The organism is Flavobacterium chryseum, assembly GCF_004362015.1.
In the GTDB taxonomy this organism is placed as follows: Bacteria; Bacteroidota; Bacteroidia; order Flavobacteriales; family Flavobacteriaceae; genus Flavobacterium.
In genome coordinates this window covers 17179-30117 of the sequence record NZ_SNWW01000018.1, presented here as the reverse complement: position 1 = coordinate 30117, position 12939 = coordinate 17179, and the positions used below count along the sequence as shown (strand labels likewise).

At 34.3% G+C, this 12939-nt stretch carries 19 protein-coding genes; all 19 read left to right on the top strand.

Annotated elements, in window-relative coordinates:
- Window positions 1–545, top strand: a 545-nt coding sequence (locus EV143_RS21575; RefSeq protein WP_208111294.1) for a hypothetical protein, incomplete at its 5' end; no start/stop codon positions are given.
- A gap of 10 nt (window positions 546–555) precedes the next feature.
- Complete coding sequence (locus tag EV143_RS20685) at window positions 556–849, top strand: HNH endonuclease signature motif containing protein (protein ID WP_133509818.1); 294 nt, start codon at window positions 556–558, stop codon at window positions 847–849.
- Between the two features lie 239 nt (window positions 850–1088).
- Complete coding sequence (locus EV143_RS20675; RefSeq protein WP_133509817.1) at window positions 1089–1658, top strand: hypothetical protein; 570 nt, start codon at window positions 1089–1091, stop codon at window positions 1656–1658.
- Window positions 1658–1969 carry an HNH endonuclease gene (locus EV143_RS20670; RefSeq protein WP_133509816.1) on the top strand — a complete coding sequence of 104 codons (312 nt, stop codon included), beginning with the start codon at window positions 1658–1660 and terminating at the stop codon, window positions 1967–1969. The genes EV143_RS20675 and EV143_RS20670 overlap by 1 nt, the downstream gene beginning before the upstream one ends.
- Complete coding sequence (locus EV143_RS20665; protein WP_133509815.1) at window positions 1970–2851, top strand: hypothetical protein; 882 nt, start codon at window positions 1970–1972, stop codon at window positions 2849–2851.
- On the top strand, window positions 2763–3593 hold the full coding sequence (locus EV143_RS20660) for a hypothetical protein (RefSeq protein WP_133509814.1): 831 nt from the start codon (window positions 2763–2765) through the stop codon (window positions 3591–3593). Before EV143_RS20665 ends, EV143_RS20660 begins: the two co-directional genes overlap by 89 nt.
- Window positions 3583–3786, top strand: coding sequence for a hypothetical protein (locus EV143_RS20655; protein ID WP_133509813.1), 204 nt, complete (start codon window positions 3583–3585; stop codon window positions 3784–3786). The genes EV143_RS20660 and EV143_RS20655 overlap by 11 nt, the downstream gene beginning before the upstream one ends.
- Window positions 3786–3992 carry a hypothetical protein gene (locus EV143_RS20650; protein ID WP_133509812.1) on the top strand — a complete coding sequence of 69 codons (207 nt, stop codon included), beginning with the start codon at window positions 3786–3788 and terminating at the stop codon, window positions 3990–3992. The genes EV143_RS20655 and EV143_RS20650 overlap by 1 nt, the downstream gene beginning before the upstream one ends.
- Complete coding sequence (locus EV143_RS20645) at window positions 3989–6631, top strand: DNA methyltransferase (RefSeq protein ID WP_133509811.1); 2643 nt, start codon at window positions 3989–3991, stop codon at window positions 6629–6631. Before EV143_RS20650 ends, EV143_RS20645 begins: the two co-directional genes overlap by 4 nt.
- A 311-nt stretch (window positions 6632–6942) precedes the next feature.
- The gene (locus tag EV143_RS20640) at window positions 6943–7245 is read left to right on the top strand and encodes a hypothetical protein (protein WP_133509810.1); all 303 of its coding nucleotides are present in this window, start codon (window positions 6943–6945) and stop codon (window positions 7243–7245) included.
- 56 nt (window positions 7246–7301) lie between these two features.
- Window positions 7302–7886, top strand: a complete 585-nt coding sequence (locus EV143_RS20635; RefSeq protein WP_133509809.1) for an endonuclease VII domain-containing protein — start codon at window positions 7302–7304, stop codon at window positions 7884–7886.
- A complete protein-coding gene (locus EV143_RS20630) occupies window positions 7883–8533 on the top strand; it encodes an ASCH domain-containing protein (protein WP_133509808.1) in 651 nt (216 codons plus the stop codon). Before EV143_RS20635 ends, EV143_RS20630 begins: the two co-directional genes overlap by 4 nt.
- Window positions 8534–8553: 20 nt before the next feature.
- Entirely contained in the window at window positions 8554–8874 is a 321-nt protein-coding gene (locus EV143_RS20625; protein ID WP_133509807.1) for a hypothetical protein, read from the top strand.
- Window positions 8875–9166: 292 nt separating this feature from the next.
- Complete coding sequence (locus EV143_RS20615; RefSeq protein WP_133509806.1) at window positions 9167–9583, top strand: hypothetical protein; 417 nt, start codon at window positions 9167–9169, stop codon at window positions 9581–9583.
- An 81-nt stretch (window positions 9584–9664) separates the two neighbouring features.
- Entirely contained in the window at window positions 9665–10123 is a 459-nt protein-coding gene (locus EV143_RS20610) for a terminase small subunit (RefSeq protein ID WP_133509805.1), read from the top strand.
- Complete coding sequence (locus EV143_RS20605; protein ID WP_133509804.1) at window positions 10124–11344, top strand: terminase large subunit domain-containing protein; 1221 nt, start codon at window positions 10124–10126, stop codon at window positions 11342–11344. It begins immediately after the preceding gene.
- Window positions 11345–11367: 23 nt separating this feature from the next.
- The gene (locus EV143_RS20600; protein ID WP_208111293.1) at window positions 11368–11937 is read left to right on the top strand and encodes a hypothetical protein; all 570 of its coding nucleotides are present in this window, start codon (window positions 11368–11370) and stop codon (window positions 11935–11937) included.
- Entirely contained in the window at window positions 11906–12349 is a 444-nt protein-coding gene (locus EV143_RS20595) for a hypothetical protein (protein WP_133509802.1), read from the top strand. The genes EV143_RS20600 and EV143_RS20595 overlap by 32 nt, the downstream gene beginning before the upstream one ends.
- A complete protein-coding gene (locus EV143_RS20590; RefSeq protein ID WP_133509801.1) occupies window positions 12342–12839 on the top strand; it encodes a hypothetical protein in 498 nt (165 codons plus the stop codon). Before EV143_RS20595 ends, EV143_RS20590 begins: the two co-directional genes overlap by 8 nt.
- The last annotated feature ends 100 nt before the right edge of the window (window positions 12840–12939 follow it).

Here is a 12939-nt window from a genome sequence, read left to right as displayed (position 1 = left end):
ATACTTTGAAGAATCTGAGTGCTGATACTTTGAACAATCTGAGTGCTTATACTTTGAACAATCTGAGTGCTTATACTTTGAACAATCTGAGTGCTTATACTTTGAACAATCTGAGTGCTGATACTTTGAACAATCTGAGTGCTTATACTTTGAAGAATCTGAGACCAGAAGTATTGAAAGAGTATAATAATTTTTGGGATTCAATTCCAAAACTTGACAAACCTTATACTAAAATGTTGAATGGAATCAAGAATAAAGAGTTAATCCATCAACAATCAACTTTCGGGCCTTTAGAGGAATATAATTATTATGATCCGGAATTTAATGTTTGTGGAACTCCGATGTGTACAGCAGGTCATTTAGTTTACATGGCTGGAGAAGTTGGATTTAAATTATTAAAAGATTATGGATTTGTTGGAGCAGCAACATTTATTCATAGAAAAACACATCCTGATTTTCCAGTTCAGAATTTTGGTTCAATTCCTCAATCTTGGGCCTTGTCATACATCGAGTTTATGGCTGATGTAGAAAGTCAACAACCATAAGATAGTTTGAATGAATACCTATAGCACTTCATCTGGTGAAAAGTTTACAACTGCTCAGATTGAAACAAAAATGAGAGTTGCTAAAGCAAAAGCATTGGAAAAGCAGTTCGATGAATACAGATATAATTTTTGCGAGCAATGTGGTAAAAACGCATCCGGTACCAGGTTAGATTGCTCACATGATATTTCAGTAAAGAAAGCAAAAGAAAACGGACAATCTGAGCAATGTTGGAATGTTGGAAACATCACAATACTATGCCGGGAATGTCATCAAAAAAAGGACGGACTTAATACGCAATTTTAAATAATGGGAAGATTAGACAAACATAGACAAGAAGAACTTGGACCTAAAAGGTTAGTATTTGCAAAAAACGTCATTTTTAATTTAGGATTATAAATTTTAAGTGAAGACAAAACTAAAATAGTATTCGAATTCAAAAATGAAAAAGTAACTCTTTTTCCTTATAGCGGATGGCATACAGGAAAATCAATCAAGGATGGAAGAGGTATTGAAAAACTTATAAAACAATTAAAACAATAATCATGGAAGTAGTAAAAAATTATCTACCAGCTGTAATCGAATTTACAGCCAAAACAAGCGACGTTCCTGAAAGCTTAGGAACGTTCGAAACTCCAGAAGATGTGCAAAAGTTCATGAGTGAGAACTTTATCGCAATGCCAAAGCAAATTGAAACAAATCGCTTACTGGATGAATATGAGAAAGATCACATTCGAAACGATTACATGACCGAATTAGAAGAGAATCTTCCAATTTATCAAAATCAACACCTTGAAAGAGCTAGAGAAACGGAGATCGCCAAAGAAGCTGAGAAGAGAGCTAAAGAGACTGTAAGCGCTTCTTTTAGTAAGATTGAAGCTCTATCCAAAGAAGTTAAAAAAGGTGTTACAGAAATGAACCTCGATCCAGCTACAACTTACGAAGTTGCTTTAAACGGGAATTACTATTACTACACCTGGTTAAATGGAGAATTGAAGCTTGCAAAAATTAAGAAAATTCCAGATCATGATCTATCTGATTTATTTAATTCAAGTGAGAGAAACAAAACGTTTTTTGAATCGCTAAAAGCAACTAAAAAAGTAGCTAAAAAGTAATGTCAAGACTGCAGCATAAAAAAGGTAGGCCAACCAATTACAGAAAGTCTTTAAAAGCAAATCCTTATTGGGATGAAGTTAAAGGAAAAGTAAGGTTAAGAGATGATTTCAAGTGCGTTGAATGTCATTCAATGATACGATTAGAAACTCATCATATCACTTACTATGTAAATGGAAAATCAATTGTAGGGATCGAATTAGATCATCTGTGTTGGTTGGTTACACTTTGTGAAGACTGCCATCAAAAGGTTCATAACAACCTAAATCATCGGTTTAATCCGAGTAATAAGAACAAAGTAAATATAAAGTAAATGGCCTTAACAAATCAACCTTATTTGCCCCTGTATGTTGATGACTGGATGAACAACTCAAAGTTAAAAATGTGTTCGGCATCATCTCATGGAATAATGATTTCCATCATGTGTATCATGCATAAGGAAGTTACATACGGAAAGATTTTGCTTAAGCAAAAATTTAAGCAAAGTGATAACCAAATTAAAAATTTTGCTTTACAAATTGCCAAGCTTAGCTCCTTTGATTCATATGATGTTGAAGTTAGTTTAGGAGAATTGATTGCAGAAGGAGTTTTACTTTTTGAAAATGAAACCCTGATATGTAAAAGAATGGAAAGAGATTTTGAAGTTTCAGAAAAACGCGCAAATGCTGGACGTTCCGGTGGAAATGCAAACAAGAATAAAAATTTTGCTTATGCAAATGTTGAAGCAAAAGAAGAAACAAAACCTAAACCAAATATAAAAGCAAAAGCAAAAGCAAACGCTGTAATTGAAATTGGAGTTGTATATGAAAATGAAATTGGAAATAAAATTGAAAATGGAAAACAAAAAAAAGCAAAAACCGAAATTCAAAAATCAGAAGTTGTTTTTCCTTTTGAAACTCAGAAGTTCAAAGTTCAATGGCAACTCTGGAAAGCTTACAAATCCAAAGAACATAATTTCAAATATAAATCAATCCAAAGCGAACAAGCATCGTTAGTTGAACTTACGAATTTATCCAACGGACTTGAAGAAACTGCAATTCTGATTATGAATCAATCAATGGCTAAAGGCTGGAAGGGATTTTTCGAATTAAAAAACAATTATCAACATGGACAACAAACTGCAAATCCAACAAAGCAAGCATACGAGTTTAGCGTTGACCGGGTTATCGAGACCTACTCTGGCGATTCTGAATGAAGATTATCCGAAAGTAAAGAATATTGAATCTAAGAAGGATATAAACGGTTTGTTGAATTTCTTAATTACAATTCTAAACATCAAAGTTTCAAGCGAGGAAGAGAAGTTGCAACTCGATAAGCAAATGGTTTTAATTTTTGATTTGATAAAAACAAAGTTCGGAAGTTTAACCGTTCCGGAAATTCGGGAAGCTTTTAAAATGTACATCGCAAAGGAGTTTCCGGATCTTAAAGTCTTTAGAATTTTAGATTGTGTTGTGGTTGCAGATGTGTTGAATGCTTTTAAAGAATTTAGAAATGACAGCTTACGGACTTACGATTTCAAAAAGCAAAATCTATTATTAGAATCTAACCAAATGACACAGGATGAAAAAGATAAAAATCATGAGCAGCTTTTAAGGAATGTATTTGATGATTTAAAATCTACAGGATTGAGTTTAGATGCTTGGTTGCTTTACGATGGCTTGGATAAAAAAAGCTTAATAAAGATATCAAACGCTCAGAAAAAAGAAATGTATGCTAAACAAGCTCAAATCTATTTAACTGAAACGGTACAAGAAACTACTCAAAGATATTTTCATTCAGCAAAAACAGTAATTGAAGATATCAGAAATAAAATTGAGAAAGGTAAAATCATCGGATCAGTTGCAAACAAATGTAAAAGCATTGTAGTATCTAATTTCCTTAAAAATTACTTAAACGATTTTGAGGAGTTCAGGAAAATTATTGATGATGAAATCTAAAATACTTGAAATAGTTGAATCAAAACATAAGTCGAGTAATGGAAGTTGCGGAACAACCTTCGCCGATGTTTTGATTCAATTAAAAGTATCGGATTTAGAATTTCAGGAAGTAATAACCGAAATGTACAATAATGATGAAGTTGAGATCCGAGAAGGTATTAACGGATTTATGGTAATGAAAAAATGTAAGTGATGAATGATCCTGTAACAATAGTCAAAGCAACCTCAAAAGAAAATACCTATTTCATTTTCCGGCCAAACGGAGAAGAGGTCACAATCACATTAAATGATGTCGGCACCATTAAAACCAGTCACAAATTAACTAACATCGAAATCGAATTTTTAAGAGAAGAGTATGCTTTCTTCTTTAAACCAAATTTAAACGCTAACGAGCAATGAAATATATAAATTTTTTAGAAAATAAAATTGTTGTCGCGGAAAGTTACGGAACTGTCATTGATAAGAATAAAATAAATCCAATCGCTTTACCTCATCAAAAAGATATTATTCATTGGGCGATTGCTGGAGGTCGTCGCGCGATCTTCGCCAGCTTCGGATTAGGTAAAACTTTAATGCAATTGGAGATCGCCAGGTTGATCATTGAATTAACCGGGAAGCCTTTTTTAATCTGTATGCCTTTAGGAGTAGTTGGTGAGTTTAGAGATGACAATGAACTTTTAAATACTGGTTATGAAGTAAAATACATAACCGATACAACTACAGTTGATGCCAGTCAAAATGCAATTTACGTAACAAATTACGAACGCGTTCGTAAAGGAGATATTAAACCAGAATACTTTGGAGGTGTTTCTTTCGATGAAGCAAGTATTCTAAGAAACCTTAAGACTGAAACAACGAATTATGTTTTAAAGCATTTCGCAACAATAAATTATAGATTCGTTGCAACAGCTACACCAACTCCAAATGATTTTATTGAGATATTAAATTATGCTGACTTCTTAGGAGTTATTGATAGAGGTCACGCGCTTACAAGATTCTTTCAAAGAGATTCAACGAAAGCTGGACATCTTACTCTTTACGAAAATAAAAAAGAGGAGTTCTGGAAATGGGTTTCTTCATGGGCGGTGTTCATCAATAAACCTTCAGACTTAGGATATGATGATGCTGGTTATGATCTTCCAAAATTGAACTTTCATCCAATTGAAATTCCGGATGATTATCAAGGTGAGATTATTGATAAAAACGGAAATCTGGTTATGTTCAAAAAACCAAGTAAAGGTTTATCTGAAACCTCAAAGGAAAAGCGAGATACCGTTTTGATCCGTGTAAACAAAGCTTTGGAGATTGTCAAAGAAAACGGAATCGATGATAATTGGATTCTATGGCATCATGTGGACAAAGAACGCGACTGCATCCAAAAGCTATTTAAAGATTTCGATTTGCAAACGATAACCGGGAGCCAGAAGAATACCGAAAAGGAAGAGAAGCTTATTTCTTTCAAACAGGGAAAATATAAAATTCTTTCAACCAAACCCAAAATAGCAGGATCCGGATGCAACTTTCAAAAGCATTGCCACAAAGCCATTTTTGTTGGATTGGATTATAAGTTTAATGATTTCATTCAAGCCGTTCACAGGATATTCAGATTTCTTCAAACGTATGAAGTTGACATCTACGGAATATATACTGCAGCTGAGATTGAAGTTTTCAAGGAGCTTATGAGAAAGTGGAAGCAGCATATTGAAATGCAAACAGAAATGATAAATCTGGTCCGTGAGTTCGGACTTAACATTGATAAAATTACAGCTGACATGAAAAGACAGATATTTGAAAATAAAAGAAGTTCTACAATCGGAAATGCAACGGTGTTCAATGATGATACTGTTCATGTACATGAGAATATGACTGACAATTCAACTGACATGATATTAACTTCAATTCCTTTTGGAGATCATTATGAGTACTCTGACAACTATAATGATTTCGGTCACAACAATGGAAATGAAGAGTTCTTTAAACAGATGGATTATTTAACACCTCATCTGTTAAGAACATTGAAACCGGGAAAGATCGCAGCAATTCACGTGAAAGACAGGATCCGATATTCATACCAAAATGGAACTTCATTTACTACGATCGATTATTTTTCAGGAAAAACAGTTGCTCATTTCGTAAAGCACGGATTCTACTTAACAGGAAAAATTACAGTAACAACTGACGTGGTTCGAGAAAACAATCAAACGTATCGTTTAGGATGGTCCGAGCAATGTAAAGACGCTACCAAAATGGGAGTTGGACTTCCGGAATACATTCTTCTTTTCAGAAAGCGACCAAGTGAAATGAATAATGCATACGCTGATGAACCAGTTATAAAGGCAAAAAATGAAAATGAAGTCTATTGTAATCCATGTAATAAAATTGTAGATATAAAAGATAAAGATGATGTTGTTCTTATAGAAGAAGATGTTTGTTGTGCAAAATGTAAAAAAAACGATTTTTCACCAATAGAAGAGATTTATCCGGTTGACAATTGGCAGCTAGATGCTCATGCTTACTGGAAATCATCAGGCGATAGATTTATGAGTTCGCAGGAACTTCAAACAGCTGAGATGAAAACAGTATTTAATCGCTGGAGAAATTACGACAAAGAGAACATCTACAACTTCCAAGAACATCTAAAAGTTTGCAGCGATTTGGACAAAGCCGGAAAGCTCAGCAGATTGTTTATGACCATACCGCCAACATCTCCAAGTGATTTTGTTTGGACCGATGTAAACAGAATGCATACGCTAAACGCAAACCAAGCGAACCGAAAAAAGGAAAAACATATTTGCCCGTTGCAGCTGGACATCATCGAAAGATTAATCAATCGATTTACAATGAAAGGTGACATAGTTGATGATCCGTTCGGAGGTTTGTTTTCAACTGCTTATAAAGCTTTGGAAATGGAACGTAAGGCGATATCTGCAGAGCTTAATCCAAGCTATTATGATGATGGACTTTTCTATCTAAAATCGATTGAATATAAGTTAAGTGTACCAACACTATTTGATATACTAGAAAACGAAGCAGTATGATATAACAGATTGAAAAATAACCTTTAAACCAATAGTTATGAAAACAATATTAGGATTTACAGTAAAGGAATGGATTACGATAGTAATACTATTCGCGATAGTTATCAAAGTTGCTATTTACGTAGTAGCTCACGGAAAGGCATAACATCCTTATTCTATAGTAAAATCTTTGCTTTTCGGCAAGGTAGCTAGTTATAATGGTTGTTTCTAAAGAGGGAGAATAAGGAGAACATGAATCATAACCCTGCTAAATTATAACAAGACTGACTAACGGGAAAGACTGTTTTTTATTAACCAAAAATCCAACTATCATGGAAAAATTTGAATATATAAGAACTAGATACAATGTTCCTGCTGAAATGTTTAGAGAGGTTATTGTAAACGAACGGAAAGGAGTTATCACAGAAGACAAAGGAAATTATATTGGTGTTGTTTTCTACGACGATAAAAAGCTTATGCCTTTGCCATGTCATCCAACTTGGAAAGTAGAATACCTGGACACTTTTAATTACAAACCGCCTAAACCTAAAAACGCGGCATCAAAGCAAAGATATAGAGATTATCTGCATGCAGATTCATCTTTGACTTTTGCTGAGTGGTTAGGAATAAAATAACAATTAAAACTATAGATGTATGAAAGCATTAACTATAAAACAAACTTGGGCAAAATATGAAATATAATAAACTATCTGGACACGGCAGAATTAAAGTTCCATTAGGACAGAAATCCCATGAAAGGGGAGTGCCAAAAAACGGATGGAGAATAGAGTGTCTATGCGGCTGGAACGAAGAGCCTTTTAGAAATAAAAGAGAAGCAGAATCGGCATACACAACTCATATTCAAAATTCATTGCCGATTTGTAATTCCTGTAAAGAAAAGAAAACAGTTAGAGAAATGTCTAAAAGCTGCGAAACAATTTGCAAAAAATGTTCAACTAAAAGAGCAAAACAATGGTCTCTTGACAATCCAAATGAATGGGAACGACAAAGAAGAAAAAGCCATCTAAAGAAAAAGTATGGAATTACCATTGCGGAATATGATCAAATCGTGTTAGATCAAAATAATTCATGTGCAATATGTTTTGGGAATTTAGTTGATTCAAGAGGTTTTCGTCCGCATGTGGACCATTGCCACAATACTGGAATAGTTAGAGGTGTTTTATGTGGCGATTGTAATAAGGCTTTGGGAGGTTTTAAAGATGATATTAATAGAATTAAAAACGCATATAACTATCTATTAAAAAGTAAATTATGAGAGCATTGAGCATTAAACAGCCATACGCAAGTCTTATAGCGAATGGTATTAAAAATATCGAAAACAGAACCTGGAGAACGAACTTTCGAGGTCGGATTTATATTCATGCTTCAGCTAAGATTGTGGATGTTGAATTTTCAACAGGACAAACTGCAGATCTTTACTTAAATAATATTTGGTATCCGGGCGTAGGGTTTTCAAAAGAAATGAAAGTTGTTTCAGCAATAATTGGAGAAGTAGATATAATTGATTGTGTAGTTAATCATTCAAGTATTTGGGCGGAGAAATTGCCATACTGTCCAATAACAGGAAAACCTTTTTTCATGAAAATAGAAAGTGAAAATGGTGAAATGGTTAATACTTATGGAGGGCCTTTTGATAGTTACACAATACCAGTTCCTGATGAAACTTGTAAAGGAGAATATATTACACAGAGGTATTGTCATGATTCTGGCTCATGGGTATGTGATGAATCTATAACTAAAACAATTGGGATTCCAAAAACAGTTTGCGTAAATATCAACGTCAACTATTATCCGGTAATAGGTAAGTTTGACTTAACGAATATTAGCACTCGCGAAAATGAAATACTAAGAGCGCTTAAAGAGGATCCTGAATTTTCGAAAAAGTATTTCAATATTTTATAAAAAATCAATATATTTGAATCATGGAAACAAACATCGAATTAAACATCATGCATGCTTTAGAACATGAGCCAAAAACGCTTAATGAGTATCGAATTAATATTAATAAAATACGAGGTTTTCTAAATTTAAAAGGAATTCAAAATACAGATTACTTTGATATGTTGATAAGAAAAATGGACTCTAATCACGATGCTATAAAATCAATTAGTAATTCATTGGAAGTAATAGTTCATAACGATTTTGAAAGAAAGACTTCCGTAATTCGATTTTACTACATAGCTTTTGCCGTCACCATTCTTGTGGCAGTAGTAATGATTTTATGTCATGAACTTTTAAATTAATAATCTTAGATTATAAAATTTCAGCCAATTTTTTTATAAAGGAAACGAGATCCTGATAATTCTTTTCGGTAAACTTATGACCAGGATTCTTTCCGGTTTTTCTACTTCTGAAAGTATCATAAGCAATTCCCATTGCTTCGGCTCCTTTAACTCCTTACATACCGAAATCTTCAAGTACTTTGTTTATTTTATCGAGTGTTAACAATTATTTTTAATTTATTGTAATAATATAATATATTACTAAAAAGCGTTATATTTGTTATCTGAAAGCATTTAGCCAAATGCGTTATAAATGAAGCCTATTCGTTCGCTCTTTTTGATTGCCATCGGGATGATGGTTTTCACGGCCACGGCAACTACAGCCAAGTTGGAGCAAAAGCAAAAAACGGAATTAGTAAAAGAGTTTTCTCTTCCAACTAATGAAGTAAGTGTAGAAAAAGAAAACCCGGCTGTGTCATTTATTTTGATTGACACCCAAACCCAATCAATCAAAGCTCAGGCTTTAAAAGTATCCAACGAGCCGGAAAGCTTATACGCAATCATTAAGGATGTAGGATGGCGAAGCCAAAAGGGAAACACAACTACTAAGACATTAAAAGAAAAGTTTCCGGACAATTTAAATAAAGAAAGTGTTAACCTCATACATAGGGAAAACACCAAGACAAAAGATAATTGTAAGATCGATTCAATATATCAAAAGCCATTCTAATTGAGTGGCTTTTTTTGTTTTACGTTAGTAATATTATATATTACCAAAAATTGTATATTTGTTGAAATAATTCTTATATAAATGGCAGCTACAAAAAAAAATCAATGGTGGAAGTTGAGAGCATCACACGGAAGGGAAAAGTTGTTTTCATCTCCGGAAGTTCTTTGGCTTTCATGTATAGAGTATTTCGAAGCTACAGATAAACGCAAATGGAATAAGGTTGATTTCAGAGGGCCTAAAAATTCAAAGGTTTCAATTCCCACCGAAACACCTTACACTTTAACTGGATTAAGAATCTTCTTAGATATCGACAATCAAACGTGGTTAAACTATAAAACAAAAGATTCGTACAAAGATTTTTTCGAAGTCGTTACGCGCGTGGAGGAGATTATTTACACCCAGAAATTTGAAGGAGCTGCTGTCGGAGCATTTAATCCGAATATAATCGCCAGAGATCTTGGATTGATCGAAAGAAAGGATATCAAATATGATACAGAGATTAAGCCGATTGAATTTACCATCATAAAGAATAAGAAATAAATGGAACTCTTAGAACATCAAGCCGAATTTATTGAAAGCGATTTCATTCATACCGGAATTGTTGGAGGGTTTAGATCTGGAAAGTCACAAGCTGGAGCAATCAAGACATGTTTAAAGAAGTTTAAATATCCCGGAATTGATGTCGCTTACTATCTACCTACGTATGGTTTGATTAAAGACATCGCTTATCCAAAGTTTTCAAAGTTGTTGGAGGATTTCGGTTGTGAATATGTTCTTAACAAGACTGATCATGAGTTTATAACTCCATTTGGGCGTATCATTTTGAGATCAATGGACAATCCGGATACGATCATTGGTTATGAGGTTGGATATAGTTTGATCGATGAAGCTGATATCTTATCAACTGCTCACATGAAAGATGTGTTTATCAAGGTTGTTGCCAGGTTAAGTGTTCCGTTACCAGATGGTATGCCGAACTGTCTTGATTTCGTTTCAACTCCAGAGGGTTTCAAGTTCTTATATGACTTCTTTGTTAAGAAGCCACATGCGAAAAAGAAGTTGATTAAAGCTCAAACCAAGAACAATCCGTTCATCTCTGAAAGCTATATAGAAACTTTAAAGATGAACTATACGGAGGCCCAATTGGAAGCTTATCTGGAAGGTGAGTTCGTGAACCTAACAAGTGGATCGGTATATAGAAACTTTAGCCGAATTACTAATCATTCAGATCGAGCAATCAAAAGTACTGATGTGCTGCATATCGGAATGGATTTCAATATTACCAAAATGAACGCTGTTGTTCATGTGATCGATGGAACCAAGAAGATCGCAGTTGCTGAGATAGTAAATGCTTACGATACACCGGAGATGTGCGGACTTATAAAAGAGAAATTCCCAAACCACAGCATTGTCATTTATCCGGATGCGAGTGGTGACAATAGAAAGTCAAGTGGTAAGTCTGACATTCAGATCTTGAAGGATAACAAGTTTGTGGTTCGAAAGCTGTCAAAGAATCCATTTGTAAAGGATAGAGTAAACGCGGTTAATATCGGATTCAAACCAGCAAAAGGAGATCCGACATATTTTGTCAATACTAATACATGTCCAGTATATACAGAAGCATTAGAGCAGCAAGCATATAAGAATGGTGAACCAGACAAGACAACTGGATTTGACCACATAAACGAGGCAGGAGGTTACTTCGCATATTATCAAACTAACAAAGTTCAAGGAGCATGGGGATCAAGCAAGTTAGCGTAAAGGATGTATTTAAAAGTCGATTGATGCTTTCGCAATATCCAGCATTACCAAGTGATGTTCGTGACTTTGTGAATTATACAGTTCTTGGAAGTTTGAAATCAAACAACCAGTTAAGAGTAAATGGATTGTTCAATCATAAAGTAATCAAACCAAAGAAAGATAATCTCTGGTTTTTGTCTTGGTCCGATATCATAGAACTGAGAATGGCTATTGTTGATGAGAATATGTTCGAGGTTTTCAAGATCGTATTCGGGATTGATCAAAAGGATTTTGTGAGACTTGAAATGTTCAACGCATTTGCGGTTTATCAATGGGTATCAAGTCAGTTGACTGATATGATCAAGATCGAATTTCAAGAGCTTTCAAATGATCTGACAGATGAAGAGAAAGAAGCCGGAGCAGAAGAGCTACAGGAGTTCGGATATAGTCTGACACTTGATGTTCTAACCAAAGGTGATCTGCTAAAGAGTGATGATTGGTTAAGCCTCGCTTATGCTAAGATCTTTCGAAAGCTGTGTATAGATAAGAAGAGATACGATATCAATAAAACATTACAGGAAAATGCTAGTAGAAAGTCTAAAAGAAATAGTTGATCAGTTTAACACAATGGGTCTTAAATGGACATTTAAGTACGGAAAGGATTATTGGCAAAATAAAGGTGATTATCCACAAGATGCGGAATTGCCTTTTGCTGATAGACAAAAGTATTTATTCTTGTTATGGAAAGATCGCGGTTTTATCATCAATAAACATGGAGCCATTACAGCAAATAAGTATGATGGTGAAATGGTTCTTTTGGTAAGATCCAAAATAAGTGATCCGACTTATGATTATAAGTATGAAACTCACATCAAGAATCTGGAAGCTGAATGCGAAAGATTGTATAATGCTTTTTCTGATTGTGATGGATGGTTGATAACATCATGGAAAGAGATTGAAGTTGAGAATGAATATGATACGAACATGGATGGTCTAAAGATCAAATTCACAATTGAATATGAGTAGCAAAGCTTTTGATACAAGTGGCAACGAAGCGATATATTCTAAATATCTGGAAGCACTTCGGGTTAAGCTTATTGCAAAGTATGATGAGTTAGGACTTCGAGCGTCCGGAGATTATGCTGATGCTTTGGAGCCGGAAGTTACTCCAACAAAAATGATCATGTGGGGTGCATTTCATTCTGAGTTTATGGAGCGTGGAAGATCATCCGGAAAGTTTCCACCGATCAATGTTATTGAAGAGTGGATCGAAACAAAGAAGAATCTACCTCCAATATTCCGGGAAAAGAAAAAACAGATGGCTTTTCTAATTGCCAGAAAAATAGCAAACGAAGGTATTCAAGTGCCAAACGAACATAACAAAGGGAAAGTAGTAAGTGCGGTTGTAGATGATTTCTTGGCCAACGATATAAACGAAATGCTTGATGAGCTTGGAGAAGTTTACCAAAAGCGAATTGAGATTGACGTACTAGAAATATTTAAAGAAGTAGCATAATGAGAGCATTTCGAAGAAACATTATTAAAACGATTTTGATAGGGCACCTTGTGTTATACATCGTGTTCTTTATCCTTTTGGCAATATTTAATCTTATCAT

Bases quoted from the DNA above. Each gene is read 5' to 3' on its own strand.
- EV143_RS20645 (WP_133509811.1), top strand. From the start codon at position 3,989: ATGAAATATATAAATTTTTTAGAAAATAAAATTGTTGTCGCGGAAAGT.
- EV143_RS20615 (WP_133509806.1), top strand. From the start codon at position 9,167: ATGAAGCCTATTCGTTCGCTCTTTTTGATTGCCATCGGGATGATGGTT.
- EV143_RS20600 (WP_208111293.1), top strand. From the start codon at position 11,368: ATGCTTTCGCAATATCCAGCATTACCAAGTGATGTTCGTGACTTTGTG.
- EV143_RS20660 (WP_133509814.1), top strand. From the start codon at position 2,763: ATGGACAACAAACTGCAAATCCAACAAAGCAAGCATACGAGTTTAGCG.
- EV143_RS20610 (WP_133509805.1), top strand. From the start codon at position 9,665: ATGGCAGCTACAAAAAAAAATCAATGGTGGAAGTTGAGAGCATCACAC.
- EV143_RS20635 (WP_133509809.1), top strand. From the start codon at position 7,302: ATGAAATATAATAAACTATCTGGACACGGCAGAATTAAAGTTCCATTA.
- EV143_RS20625 (WP_133509807.1), top strand. From the start codon at position 8,554: ATGGAAACAAACATCGAATTAAACATCATGCATGCTTTAGAACATGAG.
- EV143_RS20605 (WP_133509804.1), top strand. From the start codon at position 10,124: ATGGAACTCTTAGAACATCAAGCCGAATTTATTGAAAGCGATTTCATT.
- EV143_RS20590 (WP_133509801.1), top strand. From the start codon at position 12,342: ATGAGTAGCAAAGCTTTTGATACAAGTGGCAACGAAGCGATATATTCT.
- EV143_RS20670 (WP_133509816.1), top strand. From the start codon at position 1,658: ATGTCAAGACTGCAGCATAAAAAAGGTAGGCCAACCAATTACAGAAAG.
- EV143_RS20630 (WP_133509808.1), top strand. From the start codon at position 7,883: ATGAGAGCATTGAGCATTAAACAGCCATACGCAAGTCTTATAGCGAAT.
- EV143_RS20685 (WP_133509818.1), top strand. From the start codon at position 556: ATGAATACCTATAGCACTTCATCTGGTGAAAAGTTTACAACTGCTCAG.
- EV143_RS20665 (WP_133509815.1), top strand. From the start codon at position 1,970: ATGGCCTTAACAAATCAACCTTATTTGCCCCTGTATGTTGATGACTGG.
- EV143_RS20650 (WP_133509812.1), top strand. From the start codon at position 3,786: ATGAATGATCCTGTAACAATAGTCAAAGCAACCTCAAAAGAAAATACC.
- EV143_RS20595 (WP_133509802.1), top strand. From the start codon at position 11,906: ATGCTAGTAGAAAGTCTAAAAGAAATAGTTGATCAGTTTAACACAATG.
- EV143_RS20655 (WP_133509813.1), top strand. From the start codon at position 3,583: ATGAAATCTAAAATACTTGAAATAGTTGAATCAAAACATAAGTCGAGT.
- EV143_RS20675 (WP_133509817.1), top strand. From the start codon at position 1,089: ATGGAAGTAGTAAAAAATTATCTACCAGCTGTAATCGAATTTACAGCC.
- EV143_RS20640 (WP_133509810.1), top strand. From the start codon at position 6,943: ATGGAAAAATTTGAATATATAAGAACTAGATACAATGTTCCTGCTGAA.